Genomic DNA, 16,859 nt, shown 5'->3' with positions numbered 1-16,859 from the left:
TGCCCGTGAACGCCCCCCTCTCCCTCGCCGCCGGCGGCACGGACCGGGTCTTCTGGTTCTGGGTGGCCGTCAGCCTCCTTTTCTACGCGGGCCTGACGGCGACCATGGTCGCCTTCGTGGTGCGCTACCGGCGCGGGCGCCCCCACCGGCTGCCGCCCTCCGAGGGCAGCCTCCTCCTGGAGGTCACCTGGACCCTGGTCCCCACGGGGCTCTTCCTGGCCATCTTCGCCTTCGGCTGGACCGACTACCGGCGCATGCGGACCGTGCCCCGGGAGGCCCTCGGGGTGACCGTCACGGGCCGCCAGTGGTCCTGGTCCTTCCGCTACCCCAACGGCAAGGAGACGGCCCGCCTCTATGCCCCCGTGGACCGGCCCATCGGCCTGGACGTCCTCACCGCCGATGTCATCCACGGCTTCTACATCCCCGACTTCCGGCTGAAGGCCGACGCCGTGCCCGGCCACGTGAACCGCACCTGGTTCCAGGCCACCCGGGAGGGCATCTACGACATCCAGTGCACGGTGATCTGCGGGGTGGACCACAGCCGCATGGTGGCCGAGGCGGTCATCGTCCCCGAGGCCGATTTCCGGGCCTGGTACTTCGGCGGCGAGGAGGCCCCCGAACCCCAGGCCCCCCAGCCCCGGGGCCTGGCCCTGCTGCGGGACCACGGCTGCCTGGCCTGCCACACCCTGGACGGCCGCCCCGCCGTGGGCCCCACCTTCAAGGGCCTCCTGGGGCGCACCGAACAGGTGGATACGCCCCGGGGCCTGGAAACCATCCGCGTGGACGAGCGCCGGATCCGCACGGCCATCGTCGACGCCGACCATGCCCCCGTCCACGGCTACCCGCGGGTCATGCCCGCGGCGGCCCTGGGCCCCGACGACCTGGACCGGGCGGTGGGCTTCCTGAAGGGGTGCCGATGAGGCTGCGCGACGGGTTCGCCTTGACCAAATTCACCATCTCCGCCTTCTCGGCCCTGTCTGCGGGGGCGGGCTTCGCCGCGGCCCGCCACGCCCTGGGCGGCGGGGTCCCCCTCGCCGCCCTCCTGCCGCTGGGCGCCGGGACCCTCCTGCTGGCCATGGGGGCCTCGGCCTTCAACGAAGTGCTGGAACGGGACCTGGACGCCCGCATGCGCCGGACCCGGGACCGGCCCGTGGCCCGGGGCGCCCTGGGCCCCTGGGCCGCCTGTGCCATCGCCACCGCCCTCTGCGGCGCGGGGGCGGCGGTCCTGGGGCGGGGGCTCGGTCCCCTGCCCCAGATGCTGGGCCTCGCGGCCCTCGGCTGGTACGTGCTCGTGTACACCCCCCTCAAGCGCCGGTCCCCCTATGCCGTGGTGCCGGGCGCCCTCATCGGGGCCCTGCCCCCGGCCATGGGCTGGACGGCGGCCGGCGGGGGCCCCGTCGAGGCGCCGATCCTCGCCATCGGCCTGGTGTTCTTCCTGTGGCAGGTGCCCCACTTCTGGATGCTGGCCCTCCTGCACGGGCAGGACTACGCGGCGGCGGGCCTGCCCACCCCCCTCGTTCGGTTGGAGGCCCGGGCCGTGCGGCGCCTGGCCTTCGCCTGGGCCTGCGGGACGGCCATCGCCTGCCTGCTCTTGCCCGCCACCGGCGTCGTGGCCCGCCCCCTGGGGCTGGCCATCCTGGGGGCGGGCGCCTGCCTCTGGGTGCTGCGCACCGCCCCCCTCCTGGGCGCCTTCCCGGGACCCCGCACCGTCCGGCGGGCCTTCGGGGATTCGAATTTGTTCATCCTGGAGGTGATGGCGGCCCTGGCCTTGGGCTGAGCCGCCCCAGGATCAGGCGGGCCCGCCGCTGGGCCGTGGCGTAGGCCCACAGCCACTGCCAGAACACGAAGACCCGGTTCCGGAAGTCCACCAGGAGCATGAGGTGGACGAAGAGCCACAGGAGCCAGGCCCCGTACCCCGCGAAGCGGAACGCGCCCAGTTCCGCGATGGCGGCCCCGCGGCCGATGGTCGCCATGGTGCCCCGGTCCCGGTAGCGGAAGGCGCCCCGGGGCCGGCCCGCCAGGTCCGCCCGGATGGCCCGGGCCGCGTAGCGCCCCTCCTGCAGGGCCACGGCCGCCAGCCCGGGGAGAGGTCGTCCCCCCTCCTGGGCGACGGCGGCCAGGTCCCCCAGCACGAAGATCTCCGGATGGCCGGGGGGGGACAGGTCCGGCCCCACCGGCACCCGGCCGGCCTTGTCCAGGGGCACGCCCAGGCAGCGGCCCAGGGGCGAGGCCGCCACCCCCGCCGCCCAGAGCACGGTCCGGGCGGGGATCCGTTCCGCCCCCAGGTCCACCCCCGCCGCGTCCACGCCCGTGACGGCCTGGTCCACCCGCACCTCCACCCCGATGCGGGCCAGGCTCCGCTGGGCGGCCTCCGCCAGGTCCTCCCCGAAGGCCGGCAGGATGCGGGGCCCCGCCTCCACCAGCACCACCCGGGCCCGCTCGGTGCGGATGCGCCGGAAATCCCGGGGCAGGGACAGGCGGGCCATCTCCTTGAGGGTGCCCGCCAGTTCCACCCCGGTGGGGCCGCCGCCCACGATGACGAAGGTGAGCAGGGCCCGGCGCGCCTCCGGATCCGGCTCCCGCTCCGCCCGCTCGAAGGTTTCCAGAAAGCGGTCCCGCACCCGGAGGGCGTCCTGGAGGTCCTTGAGGCCCGGGGCCCAGCGCGCCCAGGCGTCGTGGCCGAAATAGGCGTGGGTGGCCCCCGTGGCCAGGACCAGCACGTCGTAGGGCAGGACGGCCCCGTCCGCGAGGCGCACCGCCCGGGCCGCCGGGTCCAGGTCCACCGCCTCGCCCAGGAGCACCTCCACGTTGGCGGCCCGGTTGAGCAGGCGCCGGATGGGCGACGCGATGTCCTCGGGGGAGAGGGTGGCCGCGGCCACCTGGTAGAGCAGGGGCTGGAACACGTGGTGGTTCTGGCGGTCCACCAGGGTCACCGCGGCCCGGCTCCCGGCCAAGCCCCGGGCGGCCTCCAGCCCGGCGAAGCCCCCGCCGAGGATGAGGATCCGGGGCACGGCGGTGGGCGTTTCCATGCATTCCTCCTCGGGGCACGGCGGCCCCTGGGCCTTGGATGACGCCAGCGGCATCGAAGACGCAGGTTCCGGAGGTCCCATGCGCCCTGTCCCCCTCCTGCTCGCCCTCCTGCTGGCCGCGCCGGCGGCCGCGCGGGACCGCGCCCAGGACGCCCGCATCGAGGCGGCGGCGCGCCGCACCTTCGCCTTCCGCGTCCACCTGCGGGAGGATGCGGTGGACCTCCAGGCCCGGAATGGCGTTGTCACCCTGACGGGCACGGTCTCGGACGGCTTCCACCGCACCCTGGCGGAGGAGACGGTGGCGGGACTGCCGGGCGTTCGCTCCGTGGAAAACCGGCTGAAGGTCCGCCCCGACGCGCCCGCGGAGGCCTCGGACGCTTGGCTCGCCGCACGGGTCCGGGCGGCGCTGCGGTACCGCCGGGACCTGCGGGCGGAGCGCATCGACGTGGAGGTGCGGGAGGGGATCGCCACCCTCTCGGGCTCCGTGCCCGCCGCCCGGGACCGGGACCGGGCCGGGGCCGTCGTCCGGGACGTGGCGGGGGTCCGGGAGGTGCGGAACACCCTCACCCTGGACACGGCCGTCGCGCGTCCCCTAGCCGAGCGCCTGGACGACGCCACCATCACCGCCCAGGTGAAGGTCATGCTCCTCTTCCGCCGGGGGACCCGGACCCTCGCCACCCGGGTGTCCACGTACCGGGGCACCGTCACCCTGTGGGGCACGGCACGGACCGGACAGGAACGCGCCCTGGCGGCCCAGGTGGCCCGGGAGGTCTCGGGGGTCCGGGCGGTCCGCAATCGCATGAAGGTGGCGCAGGGACCGACGCCCGGAGGCAGTTAGGGAATTTTCATACCAACCCGGCACGGCCGGCTTCCCGGTAGGCGCCCAGGGGGCGAGGGTCCCGGGCCCCTGAAAGGACGCCCGAGGGGTGGTAAGCTGGATGAAGGGTGAATCCAAGTGCGCCGATTGCTCCAGATCCTTGGCCTCGCCGTCCTGGCCCTGGTGAGTCCGGTCGGCGGGATTCGCATGGTCGGAGCCCCCGTGGCCTCCGCTTGCCCTTGCGGCTGCGAGGCCGGCACCTGCCCCTGCGGTCACGCCCCTGAAGCCCCCGGGGGCCCGGCCCTCACCGCCGGCCAGCTCCCGGCCCCGGGGACCCCCTGCCGGACGCCCCAGCGCACCTCCGGGCCCGCCGAAACCGGCGCCGCCGAGGCCCCCGCCGCCCCGGCCACGGCGATGCGCGCCTGGCGTTCCCCCGCGGAGCCCGAAGCCCCCCGCCCCCGGCCCTGGCCCGCCACCCTGACCCGGCGCGCCGCCCGACAGGGGCTGCCGCCCAGCCGGCTCCTGTCCAGCCCCACCCCCCTCCCGCCCCGCGTAAATCGAACAGACATACAAGCGACGCTGTCCATCTTCCGCGTTTGAGCCCGGCCGAGGGCCGCGCCTGCCGTTTCGTCCCCTGTTCGCCCAGGGCCCCCGCCCTTCCTTGACACGCCCCGCCCCCGCGGAACCCGCGTCCCACGCGGCGTCCGCGCCGCCGCTCGAGCTCCCCATGTCCGACCCGCAGCCGGCCAGGCCCCTGGCCACCGGCCCCACGCCCCCTGTCCCTGAGGCCGTCCACCCGGCCCCCGGGGCGGGCGCGCCCCTGCCCGGCGCCGAACTCTGGGCTTCCTGCCTCGAGGGCCTGGAGGACGTGGGGAGCGTGGAGGCCGGTTCCTGGAGCGACCCGGCGGCTCCCGACGGCGCCCTGCTCCACCCGCTGCCCGAACTGGGCGGTCGGTTCCAGCAGACCAACCTGCTGGGCGAGGGTTCCTCCGCCCGGGTCTGGCGGGCCTGGGACAGCCTCCTGGAGCGATGGGTGGCCCTGAAGGTCCTCAAGGCCGAGGGTTCCCCCGTGCTCCGGGAGGCCCGGGCCCAGGCCCAGGTGGAGCACCCCAACGTGTGCCGGATCTACGAGGCCGGCAAGGGCTACATCGTCATGGAGCTGGTGGACGGCCCCACCCTGGCCCAGGCGGGCCCGGCCCTGGACCTCCCCCGGAAGCTGGACCTGGTGCGGGAACTGGCCCTGGGCGTGCATGCCGCCCACGCGCGCGGCCTCGTGCACCTGGACCTGAAGCTGGGCAATGTCCTGCTCCAGCGCCGGGAGGACGGGACCTTCCGCCCGGTGGTGGGGGATTTCGGCATGGTGCGGACGGGCCGTCGCGCCGGAGGCCCCTGCCCCATGGGCACGCCGCCCTATACGAGCCCTGAACAGCTGACCGGGGACCCGACCCTCCTCAGCGCCCGCAGCGACGTGTACGCCCTCGGCGTCCTGCTCTATGTCCTCCTGGCCGGCGTCATGCCGTTCGTCGCCACGGATCTGGAGGGCCTCCTGGAGGCCATCCGGGCCGGCCAGCGGATCCCCCTCGCCCAGCGGCGGCCGGACCTGGCGGAGGACCTCGGCCGCATCGTGGAGCGCTGCCTGGCGCGGGACCCCCGGGACCGCTACCCCAGCGCCCGGGCCCTGGCCGAGGACCTGGGCCGGTTCCTGCGCCACGAGCCGGTGGAGGCCATGGGCGGGGGGTGGAGCTACCGGCTGACCCAGTGGGGGCGTCGCCATCGGCGGTTGGCCTGGGGCGTGGGGCTGGGGGCCCTCGTCCTGGCCGCGGGCGGCGGCCTGGTCCTGGCCCGGGTGGCCTACACCGCCGAGCAGGCCGAATGGGACACCCATTTCGTGAAGCGGGTGGAGACCCTGCGGCGCCACCTGGACCGCACCTACCGCCTGCCCCCCCACACCATCGACCTGGACCTGGCCGAGGCCCGGGCCATGCGGGACGGCATCCGCCAGGAGATGGCCCGGCAGGGCCGCGCCGCCCAGGCCCCCGGACACTTGGCCCTCGGCCAGGCCCGCTACCTCCTCGACCCCGAGGACCCGGAGGCCCTGGAGGCGTTCCGCACGGCCTGGAGGCTGGGCCTGCACACGGAACTCGCGCGGAACTGGCTCTCGCTGGCCCTTCTGCAGGAGTACCGCAAGGCCGTGGCCGCCGCCGGGGCCCACCCGGACGCCGCCAAGGCGGCCACGCTCCGGGCCGAGGCCCGCGCGCGCTTCCTGGAACCCGCCCGGGCCATGCTCGTGGGGCGGGGCAGCGAGGACCAGACCCGCCTGCAGCACCTGCTGGAGGTCGCCCAGGTGGACGCCGGGGACCGGGCGACCCTGCTCCGGCTGGCCCGGGCCTACCGGGCGCGGTTCCCCCACGAGCTGGACGCCCTGCTGGAGGAAGCGGATGTGCTGGTCGCCGTGGCCCGGGACGAGGCCAAGCGGGAGGCCCGGACTCCGGACGCCCGCCCCACCGGAGGCGCGCCAACCCCCTGGGCGGAGGCCGAGGCCCTGCTCCAGGCGGCCCTCCGGATCGCCCCCAGCCATCCCCAGGTGTACCGGCGGCTCGCCGAAGGGGTCCTGGAACAGGAGGCCCTGCCGGGGCAGACCCCCGCCGCCCGCCGCGCCCTCCTGGCCCAGTCCCGGCGGTGGCTGGACGGGGGGCTCGCGGTCTCGCCCGCGGACCCGGAGCTGTGGCGCCTCCGCATCCGCCACCAGGTGCGGGCCCTGAACCTCCGCCTGGCCCTGGGCGAGGCGCCCGGGGCCGAGGTCCGGGAGTTGACCGCCCGGTTCACGGACGCCGTGGCCCATCCCGACCGGGCCATCCTGCGGATGGTCGCCCCCTGGCAACCCCTGGCACTGCGGGCGGCCGGGGCCTACGACCTGCGCCTGCCCTTCGACCTGGCGGGCCTGTTCGCCACCGTCGGCGCGGAGGACCTGCCGGATGCCTATTGGTGGCTGGTCAATGCCCAGTTCCAGATGGAAACGGGCCAGGACGCCCGATTTGCCCTGGGGATGGCCGTCCGCCAAGCCGGGATCCGGCCCATCCCCTGGCAGGCCGGATTCAAGCTCGCCCTCACCCGGGCCGAATGGGCCCGCCTCCAGGGCGAGGATGCGGCCCCCAGCCTGGCCGAGGCCGAAGCCATCCTCCAGCGCCGCACCCCGGCCACCGCGCCAGAGCTGCCCAGCGAGACGGACCTCCGCCGAGAGCAGGCGCTGGCCCTGGGGACCGCCAGCGCCTGGTCGGCCCTGGCCGCGGTCCTGGCCCGCCAGGAACCGGCCATGCTGGAGACCCCCCACAGCCTGACAGCCTGCCTGGCCTACCTCCGGGGTCGCCTGGCGGTGGGCCGGCATGATCTCCAAGCGGGCCGCGATCCACGGCCCGCCCTCGCGGGTCTGGTCCCCTGGCTCCAGGCCCGCCTGGACCGGGGCCGGACCACGGGCCGGGCGGAGCTGGAGGCGGGCCTGGCCGAATTGGAGCTCCTCCTGGGCCGGGCGTCCCGATCGGGCCGGACCGCGGCCTACGAGGCGGGGCTGCGGGCCTGCGCCCGGGCCCTGGCCACCTACGGCCCCCCCACCCGGGACGCGCGGCGCGGGGGCACCCCCCACAAGGCCACCGGCGGCGTCCAGGGCCCCTTCCTGTCCGCCCGGATCTGGGTGCTCCGGGGCGAGCTGCTGTTGGCCCTGGCCGAGCAGGAACCGGGAGGCGGCCGGACCCTGGCCGCCCAGGCCCGGGCGGCCTTCCGGGAGGCCGTCGAACGGAACCTCCACCTGGCGCGGGCCGTGGCGCCTTTGGTCGCCCGGGCGCAAATGCGGGCCAACGGCGGGGGGCGGCCATGACCGGCCGCCTGCGTCCCGAACCCCTCCGGCTCACCCTGGAGGCGGGGCCGGGGGCCACCCTCGTCCAGCGGGTGGTCCAGACGGTGATCAAGGCCATCCTGGAGGGGCGCCTCCGTCCCGGCACCGTCCTGCCCGGCTCCCGGGCCCTGGCCACCCTGCTGGGCGTGAACCGCCACACGGTGATCCCCGCCCTCAACGAGCTGGTGGACCAGGGATGGCTGGTCACGGAGCCCAGCCGCGGGACCTTCGTGGCCCTGGAGCTCCCCTCCCAGGCCCGGACGGTGGCTTCGGCGCGGGAGACGGGGGTGGGCTTCGACCTGCCCAGCTTCCTCCTGCCCGCCTCCGTCCCCGATCCCACCACCCTGTTCCTGGCCGATGGCACGCCGGACCCCCGCCTGGCCCCGGCCCAGGAACTTTCCCGGGCCTACCAGCGGGCGCTCCGCCACCACGCCCCCGCCCTCCTCCGGGGCCAGGACCCCCTGGGGCACCCCATCCTCCGGGAGGCGGTGGCGGGCTGGGTGGGGGAGCGCCACGGCCTGGCGGTCTCCCCCGACCGGGTCCTGATCACCCGGGGCAGCAGAGCGGCCCTGGCGATGCTCGTGGCCACCCTCTTCCGGAAGCAGGCCGTGGTGGGCGTCGAATCCCCGGGGAACCGGGCCGCCTGGGACATCTTCCTGGCGGCGGGGCACCTGACCCTCCGTCCCCTGCCCGTGGACGCCGAGGGCCTGGACACCGAAGCCCTGGCGGCCTTGCTGGCCCAGGGCCCGGTGCGCCTCCTCTACCTGACGCCCCGCCGCCAGTTCCCCACCGCGGTGAGCCTCTCCCGCCCCCGGGCCGAGGCCCTCCTCGCCCTCGCGGCCTCCCACCGGGTGGCCATCCTCGAGGACGACTACGACGGGGAATTCGCCTACGGGGATCCGCGTCCCGAGTCCCTGCTCGCCCTGGACCGGACCGGGCAGGTGATCCACCTGGGCTCCCTCTCCCGTCTCCTGACTCCGGGCCTCCGGTTGGGCTACCTGGTGGTTCCCGCCGCCCTGGTGCCCCTCCTCGCCCGGATCAAGCGCCCCCAGGACCTGGGGGACGCTCCCACCGAGCGGGCCGTGGCCGACCTCATCCGGGACGGGGAGCTGGGGGCCCACCTCCGGCGCACGCGCCGGATCTACGAAGGGCGCCGCGACCTGCTCTGCGGCCGGCTCCAGGAGGAGCTCGGCGGGCAACTGGAGGTGGCCGTCCCCACGGGCGGCCTCGGGCTCTGGCTGCGCGCCGCGCCGGGCGTGGACCTGGCGGCCTGGCTCCGCCGGGCCCGGGACCTCGGCCTGCGCTTGCACCCGCCGGACCAGTTCTTCCTGGGCGAGCCGGCGCCCGCCTTCCGCATGGGGTTCTCCCAGGCCACCGAGGAGGAACTGGCTTCGGCCGTGACACGGCTCAAGGCCGCCCTGGGCCGTTCCCGCTGAACCCAGGCGGCCCCCAAACCGGTTGAGCCGCCATCTCGGGACCGGTTGATGGCAAACCCGTCAAATGGCGGGAAGGTCGATTCCGTTCCCGTCTTTCCCGATTCCGGCTTCCCGTGCCCCGTTTCCGCTCCCGGCGCCCACCGCCCGGTCACCCTCCGAGGATACCCATGAGCCATTTCCCCTTGACCTCCCTTGTCCTGGGCTGCCTGATCCTGGCGGGCCCCGGGGCGGCGGCCGCCGAGAAGGCGCCGGCCATCTCCTTCGAGGTGCGGGGCCGGGTGGGCTTCGCCCTCGCCCAGCCCAACAACCTCCAGCGCAACGCCATCGGCCTGGGCTTCGGCGCCACCTTCGCCCTCCCCCTTCCGGGCCGCCTCGGGGTGGAGGTGGGCTACGCCTACAAGCCCGGCAACTACTACCTGGAGACGATCAAGGATCCGCCCGCCACCCTCACCTGGGTGAATCCCTCCACCGGCGTCGCCGCCCAGGTGGCCCCGAATCCCATCGACCGCACCTACGGAGCCTCCGACGCCCGGGTCAACTACCTGGAAGGCCTTTCCGTCCGCGCCTGGTACGAGGGCACCTTCCCCTTCCTGGGCAAGGCCCGGGGCTGGCACGCGGGCCTGCAGATCGGCGGGGCCCAGTTCAAGCATGAGGTGCGGGGCGACATCATGTCCAAGCCCTGGGGCATGGTGACCAGCACCTCGCCCCAGCCCGGGAGCTGGCGGGACAACTACTGGTACGCCCAGAAGAGCCACCAGGTGCCCCTCTCCCCGTACATCGGCCTGAGCACGGAATGGCTGCCCGACACCCGCTTCGAGCTCAACCTCGTGCTCCTGCGCTACCAGAGCCTCAACTACGTGCACGTCACCGGATCAGGCACCTACACCCTGGCCAAGGACAGCGGTTCCACGCCCCGGGCCATCGGCATGATGGCCGCCCCCAACGGGTTCCCGGCCGACCACGTCGACACCCGGCAGCAGATCGCCCCCCATCTCGAAGTGGGTTTCTCCTACCACTTCTAGCCCATCCCTTGTCGAGGAACGAGACCATGTCCAAGCTCCTGTTCAGGCGGGGTACCCTCGCCTTCGCCCTCGCCGCCGGCGGCCAGCTGATGGCCCAGGCCACCACGGGCAACCTGTCCGGCACCGTCACCGACACCGAGGGGAGGCCCGTCAAGGGGGCCCGGATCTCCCTCCAGGCGCCCGAAATGATCGGCGTCCGCGTCGTCACCACCGATGCGAAGGGCCGCTACCGCGCCCCCCTCCTTCCGGTCAGCACCTACACCCTCACGGTGAGCGCCCCCGACTTCCTGGGCAAGACCGCCCACGGGGTCCGCGTGGGCATCGGCGCGGAAGCGGAAACCAACTTCAAGCTCGCGCCCATCGCCCAGGTGGGCGCCAAGGTCGAGGTCATCAGCACCGGGGAGACCCTGGAGGCCATCGAGAACCCCACGGTCTCCACCAACCTCCCCATGGAGACCATGCAGATGCTCGCCGTGGAGCGAACGGCGGACAGCGCCCTGGCCCTCACCCCCGGCTACACCAGCGAGGGCATGCGCGGCAGCTGGAACACCGGCTACACCCTCAACGGCATCGAGACGCGGGACCCCAAGAGCAACATGGCCCTCTACCAGACGGTCCCCGAGGCCATCGAGGAGATCCAGGTGGTGCTCTCGCCCATGCACGCCCGCTACGGCCGTGTGCTCGGCGGCACCGTGAACACCGTCACCAAGTCGGGCTCCAACCAGCTCATCGGGTCCCTCACCATCAACGCCAGCCGCCCCTCCTGGGATTCCAACCGGCACGGCTCCAACCTGTTCGCCAATTCCGCGGGCGCCCTCGGCCTCAACTACTCCGACGACCTGACCCGGACCTACAACTGGACCCTGGGCGGCCCCATCATCCGGGACCGGGTCTGGTTCTTCCTGTCCGGGAAGATCACCCCCGATTCGGGCAACGGGACCTATGGGAACCTCCGGGACCTGGCGCGCCAGCAGGGCATCTGGTCCACCTACGGCGGCTCCTCCCCCCTGTGGACCCTCACGTCGACGGCGGGGAACGCCACCCGGGCCAGCGCCGCCATCGACAACTACCTGGCGGCCGGCCCCGGGGGCGCCTACGTGGCCGGGGGCACGGACCTCATGGACGCGGGCTACACCTACGCCGCCCGCACCCGGACCTCCCAGCAGGACCTGAAGATCACCGCCGCGGTGGCCGAGAACCACGTCGTCTCCCTGGCCATGTTCCGCACCAAGACCACCACCATGGGCTCCCCCGCCGGCGCGCTGAACCGCGAGATGGTGGGCAGCACCAACGCCAACAGCAAGGGCTGGAACCTGGGCTGGAAGGCCATCCTCGGCTCCCGGCTCTCCGCGGAATTCAACCTGACCAGGACGGACCGGGAGCGGCTGGCCTACGCGGGCCCCACCGACAACCCGGTCTCGGTCATCGCCGCCTTCGCCTCGCGCTACAGCCCCACCCTCGGCACCACGGACCTGCAGAACTCCCTGGGCTACGCGTCCGTGCTCCGCTCCACCAACCCCAACTGGCCCGAGGGCAGCGGCGTCAAGAAGATGGACGGCAACCTGCGCTGGTACCTCGAGTTCAAGGGGACCCACGACATCGACGTGGGATTCGACACCGTCCAGAACTACGATTCCTCCAGCCAGAACTTCGGCTCCGCCAACGAGATCATCTACACCGGCGGCTACTACCGCGACACCTCGAAGAGCGCCCTGGACGCCTCGGCCTACCTCTTCCCCACCATGGCCTGGTCGGGCGTGAACAGCTACGGCAACACCACCACGTGGGGCGACGTCTACAGCGGCGTCGGAAGCACCTGGAACCTCCCCATCGGGCCCGCCCCCCTGAAGCTCATCGGGACGGTCAGCCCCGAGCGCGGGCGCACCCGCGCCACCGGGATCTACGTCAACGACGGCTGGACCCTCAGCAAGCGGCTCCACGTCATGCTGGGCCTCCGCTACAACATCTTCAGCGCCGTGGGCAACTCGGGGCTCCGCATCGACAACATGTCGCGGCTCGACCCCCGCCTGATGGTGAAGTTCGATCCCACCGGCGACGGCCGCCAGTACTTCAGCGTCACCCTGGCCCGCTACTCCCAGGAATTCGCGGTCGGTTTCTTCGGCAGCGGCGGCCTGTCCGCGAGCCCCTACAACAACGCGGTGCTCGTGGGCTGGAAGGGCGTCTCCGGCCAGGCGGTCCCCACCGCCGGGACCCCCATCACCGACGCTTCCCAGTACGTGAAGTTCGTGACCTACGCGGACCTCCTCAACCCCGCCAACTGGGACACCACCAACGCCATCAGCTGGAAGAACGACGTCACCCGCAACAAGCTGCTCAACCTGGAAGTCCCCTTCGCCGACGAAGTCACCCTCAACTACACCCGGGCGATCACGAACGGCAGCGTGCGCATCTCCCTGGCCAGGAAGGTCTACCGGAAGGAGTGGAACTCCTACGTCGACACCGGGAAGCTCGACTTCTACTCCCAGTCCGCCAATCCCCTGGGCGGCGCGGGCAAGTCCGCCTACATGCAGAACATCTACTGGACGAGCAGCCCCTTCCACACCACCTACGACACCCTCGAGATGGGCTGGAACCAGAACCTGACGCCCAGGCTCTTCTGGATGGGGACCGTCACCCTGAGCCGCAAGGCCATCGACAAGAACTTCTCCGACGTCTACAACTACGCCTACGTGAAGGCCCTCAACGGCCTGACCGCGGCCAACGAGGACCAGTACGTCACCAAGGGCCTCCAGAGCGAGACCCGCAACATCAGCCTGGGCTTCGGCTACGTCGTCCCCGTGCTCACCGGCACGGTCACCTTCGGACTCAACGGCAACTACTACCTGCCCAACATCATCCCCGGCAGCTCGTACAACGCCCCGGGCCGCAGCTCGACCTACTACGCCATCTGGCCCTCCATGACCGCCGCGGCCAGCCCCTACGGCATCGAGAACATCACCAACGGGACCTATAGCCGGATCTACGGGGACAGCACCTCCTTCCACGCCACCAGCGAGTCCTATTCCCTCTGGAACTTCAAGGTGGGCTTCCGGGCCCCCCTGGGCGTGGGCAAGGCCTGCCTCACCGGCAGCGTCCGGATCCTGAACATCTTCAACCAGAGCGTCTTCAATCCCCCCTACCCCATCACCGGCGACTCGGGCTACTACATGGGGCCCCAGGGCACCCTGCTCCGGGCCTACAGCCCCAGCAACAAGGTGCCCGTCGGCAGCCGCGGCGAGGGGAGCTCCGCCGGCCTCACCTACATCTCCAGCCTCTCTCGGCGGGCCGGTGAAGTCACCTTCGGCCTCACGTTCTGACCCCCTTCCGCGGAGCCCTGCCATGACCCTTCGTTCCCGCCTGTCCGCAGCCCTCCTGGGTACCCTGGCCTGCCTGCCCTCTCCCGCCGCCGAAGGTTGGCTCAACGGTCGCCTCGTGCCGGACCTCCATGGTTCCCTCCTCGTCGCCACCCCGGCCCTGAAGAAGGTCACCGACGCCGACCTGGGCGGCACCCTGGGCGTCAGCCTCGCCTACCGCCTCGAACCGGACAAGGACTACTTCACCCGCCTCAGCCTGACGTTCATCGGTATGCCCGGCCGGCACCAGCACCACACCTCCCCCACCGGCGTCTACCTCCAGGACCGGTCCCCCGACGGGTCCTTCCTCCAGGCCAAGGCCGGGACCACCTCCACCTGGGAGCTCCACACCACCGACCCGTCCCGGATCACCGGGACCAAGTCCTCCCTCACCGACCTCCAGCTGGCCCTGGACATCGTCTTCCCCGCCTTCACGCCGCGCATGAAGGGCTACGTGGGGCTGACCGCGAACCGGTACCACGTGAAGAACACCGGCACGGAGTCCTACTACTTCGCCTCCGACTACGCCAGCAGCTACACCTACCCCTTCAACGGCCGGATCATGCCGCTGAACGTCTTCGCCGTGAAGAACGACAAGGGCATCAAGGGCGGCATCCGGGCCGGCCTGGAATACGCCTTCGACCGCCACTGGAGCGCCGACCTCGCGCTGCAGCTCACCGAGCTCGGGCCCGGCATCGCCGTCACCACGGACACCCTGCCCAACGGCAAGGCCAACTCCAAGAAGAACCCCTTCAACGAGGTCAACCGCGGCCCCGTGAACCCTTCCTGGCTCCAGTTCGGCGCCCGCTACCGCTTCTAGCCCCGCCCCCCGTAGGATTCGCCCGACCATGAGAACGCCCCTGCATCTGCTCCCCCTGCCGGCCCTGCTCGCCGCCCAGTCCCCGGAGGCCCCCAAGCCAGCGCCCGAGGCGCCCCCCGCACTCCGGCCCGGCGAGGCCGAACCCAAGCCCTACGCGAAGGTCGTCACGCCCGACTACCGCACCCAGGCCGGCGTCTTCCGGATCCACACGCTCCGGGGGCGGATCCTGGCGGAGATCCCCCGGGCCCAGCTCGGCAAGGACTTCCTCCTCAGCGTCCGGTTCAAGCGCACCCCCGCGGGGACCACGGCCTTCCCCGGCCAGGAGGTCTGCAGCCAGGTGCTGCGCTTCGAGCTCCGCGAGCACAAGGTCCTGGCGAGGCTCTCCCTCTACCCCACCCTCAGCGACCCCGCCACGCCCTTCGCCCAGGCCGTGGAGGCGCTCAACACCGACCCCATCCTCCTCGCCCTGCCCGTGGAGGCCTTCGGTGCCGACGGCGAACCCGTGGTGGACCTCACCCGGCTCTTCACCACCGACATCGCCGAGATCCCAGTGAAGAAGACGCTGACGGCCGGAGCCCTGGATCCCGGCCGGACCTTCGTCGAGAAGACCGCCGTCTTCCCCGCCAACCTCAACGTGGAGGTCACCCAGACCTTCGGCTACGGCGGCGCCGGCGGCAGCTTCAAGCCCGGCCAGGCGCCCCCCGAGATGCCCCGGACGGCCCTGGTCCACTATGCCCTGGCCAAGCTGCCGGAGACGCCCATGCAGGCCCGCTTCCGGGACGAGCGGGTGGGCTTCTTCAGCCATTCCGTCACCGATTTCGCCGACACCGCCATGGGCGTCCGGACCCGCGACATCATCTCCCGCTGGCGCCTGGAGAAGAAGGACCCGGCCGCCGCGCGGAGCGAGCCCATCAAGCCCATCACCTGGTACGTGGACCCGGCGACCCCCGCCGCCCTGGTCCCCTACGTCAAGCAGGCGGTGGAAGCCTGGGCGCCCGCCTTCGAGGCGGCGGGATTCGTCCACGCCATCCGCTGTCTGGAGGCCCCGGCCGACCCCGCGTGGTCCCCGGAGGACGTCCGCTACTCGGTGATCCGCTGGGTCCCCTCCACGACCCCCAACGCCCGGGGCCCCCGCACCGTCGATCCCCGCAGCGGCGAGATCCTCGTGGCGGACGTGGAGATCTATTCCAACATCGTCAAGCTGGTCACGGAATGGTACTTCACCCAGGTGGGTCCCCTGGATCCCCGGGCCCGGACCCTGCCCCTGCCCGACGAGCTCATGGGCGAGTTGGTGCGCTACGTGGTCTGCCACGAGGTGGGCCATTCCCTGGGCCTCCAGCACAACTTCAAGGCGAGCGCCACCTACCCCGCGGAGAAGCTGCGGGACCGCGCCTGGCTGGAGGAGATGGGCCACACCCCGTCCATCATGGACTACGCCCGTTTCAATTACCTGGTCCAGCCCGAGGACGGGATCCCGCCCGCCCTCCTCATCCCGCGCATCGGCCCCTACGACCGCTTCGCCATCCACTGGGGCTACGCGCCGGTGCCCGGGGCGACCACGCCCCAGGCCGAGGCCCCCACCCTGGACGCCTGGTGCCGCCCCCAGGAAGCCACCCCCTGGCTGCGCTTCTCCACCCCGGATACCCGGGAGACCGATCCCGGCGAGGAGACCGAGGCCGTGGGCGACCAGGATCCGGTGCTCGCGTCCACCCTCGGCATCAAGAACCTCAAGCGGGTGATGGCGATGATCCCCGGGGCCACCCTGAAGGCCGGCCGCGACGTCCAGGACCTCAAACAGATGTACCGCCGGGTCTGGACCCAGTACCACGCCGAGATCAAGCATGTGGCCGCGCTCGTCGGGGGATTCGACAGCGTCCCCCTCCACGGCGCGCGCCCCGGGCCCCGCTTCACCCCGGTCAGCCGGGACCGCCAGCGGGCTGCGATCCGCTTCCTGGACGAGCAGCTCTTCAGGACGCCCACCTGGCTCCTGGACCGGGATCTCCACAACCGCATCGCCCCGGACGGCGGCCTCCAGGAGGTCCTGTCCATCCAGATCCTCGTCCTCTCGGATCTCCTGAGGCGGGCCGAGCGCCTGCAGGACCACATGGCCCTGGAAGGCCCCCAGGCCTACACCGCCGGCGCCATGCTGGCCGACCTGCGGGACGGCCTCTTTTCGGAACTGAAAGCCCCGGCGCCCCGCATCGACCTCTGGCGGCGCAACGCCCAGCGGGCCTACGTGGAGCAGGTCGGCATGCGCCTCAACATGGCCACCCTCAGCGGCAATCCCAACGACAACCGCCTCGCCTACCGCATGGAGTTCAAGACCCTCCTTGCCCGGATCTCCGCCCGCATTCCCGCGGCCAGCGATCCCCTGAGCCGGGCCCACCTGGAGGACCTGAAGGTCCGCATCGAGCGCATCCTCGATCCCAAGGGGCCCGCCTATGCCGGGGGAGGCAGCCAGCCTGCGGCCCCCGCCCCCGCCAAGGACTGATC

General features: G+C 72.7%; 11 protein-coding genes. 10 read left to right on the top strand and 1 reads right to left on the bottom strand.

All coding sequences use genetic code 11. The features are described from left to right. Window positions 1–5: 5 nt before the first annotated feature. Both coxB and R2J75_RS04065 read left to right on the top strand, forming a co-directional pair. The gene (gene coxB, locus R2J75_RS04070; RefSeq protein ID WP_243329293.1) at window positions 6–920 is read left to right on the top strand and encodes a cytochrome c oxidase subunit II; all 915 of its coding nucleotides are present in this window, start codon (window positions 6–8) and stop codon (window positions 918–920) included. Continuing rightward, the gene (locus tag R2J75_RS04065; protein ID WP_243345713.1) at window positions 917–1,777 is read left to right on the top strand and encodes a protoheme IX farnesyltransferase; all 861 of its coding nucleotides are present in this window, start codon (window positions 917–919) and stop codon (window positions 1,775–1,777) included. Before coxB ends, R2J75_RS04065 begins: the two co-directional genes overlap by 4 nt. On the opposite strand, the gene R2J75_RS04060 is transcribed toward R2J75_RS04065, so the two are convergent. Continuing rightward, on the bottom strand, window positions 1,740–3,029 hold the full coding sequence (locus tag R2J75_RS04060; RefSeq protein WP_243329291.1) for an NAD(P)/FAD-dependent oxidoreductase: 1,290 nt from the start codon (window positions 3,027–3,029) through the stop codon (window positions 1,740–1,742). The two genes, R2J75_RS04065 and R2J75_RS04060, sit on opposite strands and share 38 nt — an antisense overlap. A gap of 79 nt (window positions 3,030–3,108) precedes the next feature. Between R2J75_RS04060 and R2J75_RS04055 the strand changes: the two genes are divergently transcribed. From R2J75_RS04055 to R2J75_RS04020, 8 genes are all read left to right on the top strand, one after another. After that, the gene (locus R2J75_RS04055) at window positions 3,109–3,867 is read left to right on the top strand and encodes a BON domain-containing protein (protein ID WP_316411124.1); all 759 of its coding nucleotides are present in this window, start codon (window positions 3,109–3,111) and stop codon (window positions 3,865–3,867) included. A gap of 126 nt (window positions 3,868–3,993) precedes the next feature. Then, on the top strand, window positions 3,994–4,446 hold the full coding sequence (locus tag R2J75_RS04050) for a hypothetical protein (protein WP_316411123.1): 453 nt from the start codon (window positions 3,994–3,996) through the stop codon (window positions 4,444–4,446). Between the two features lie 127 nt (window positions 4,447–4,573). Beyond that, entirely contained in the window at window positions 4,574–7,717 is a 3,144-nt protein-coding gene (locus R2J75_RS04045) for a serine/threonine-protein kinase (protein ID WP_316411122.1), read from the top strand. After that, on the top strand, window positions 7,714–9,171 hold the full coding sequence (locus R2J75_RS04040; protein WP_243329287.1) for an aminotransferase-like domain-containing protein: 1,458 nt from the start codon (window positions 7,714–7,716) through the stop codon (window positions 9,169–9,171). Before R2J75_RS04045 ends, R2J75_RS04040 begins: the two co-directional genes overlap by 4 nt. Window positions 9,172–9,338: 167 nt before the next feature. Then, window positions 9,339–10,193, top strand: a complete 855-nt coding sequence (locus R2J75_RS04035) for a hypothetical protein (RefSeq protein WP_243329286.1) — start codon at window positions 9,339–9,341, stop codon at window positions 10,191–10,193. Between the two features lie 26 nt (window positions 10,194–10,219). Next, complete coding sequence (locus R2J75_RS04030) at window positions 10,220–13,510, top strand: TonB-dependent receptor (protein WP_243345710.1); 3,291 nt, start codon at window positions 10,220–10,222, stop codon at window positions 13,508–13,510. Window positions 13,511–13,532: 22 nt separating this feature from the next. Further along, window positions 13,533–14,366: a hypothetical protein gene (locus tag R2J75_RS04025; RefSeq protein WP_243329284.1), complete on the top strand. Its 834-nt coding sequence runs from the start codon at window positions 13,533–13,535 to the stop codon at window positions 14,364–14,366. Window positions 14,367–14,394: 28 nt separating this feature from the next. Further along, window positions 14,395–16,857 (top strand): zinc-dependent metalloprotease, encoded by a 2,463-nt coding sequence (locus R2J75_RS04020; protein ID WP_316411120.1) that lies wholly within the window; start codon window positions 14,395–14,397, stop codon window positions 16,855–16,857. The last annotated feature ends 2 nt before the right edge of the window (window positions 16,858–16,859 follow it).

The organism is Mesoterricola sediminis, assembly GCF_030295425.1.
GTDB classification, from domain to species: Bacteria; Acidobacteriota; Holophagae; order Holophagales; family Holophagaceae; genus Mesoterricola; species Mesoterricola sediminis.
The sequence above is the reverse complement of the archived record's forward strand: the minus strand, read 5'-3'. Positions and strand labels throughout refer to the sequence as shown.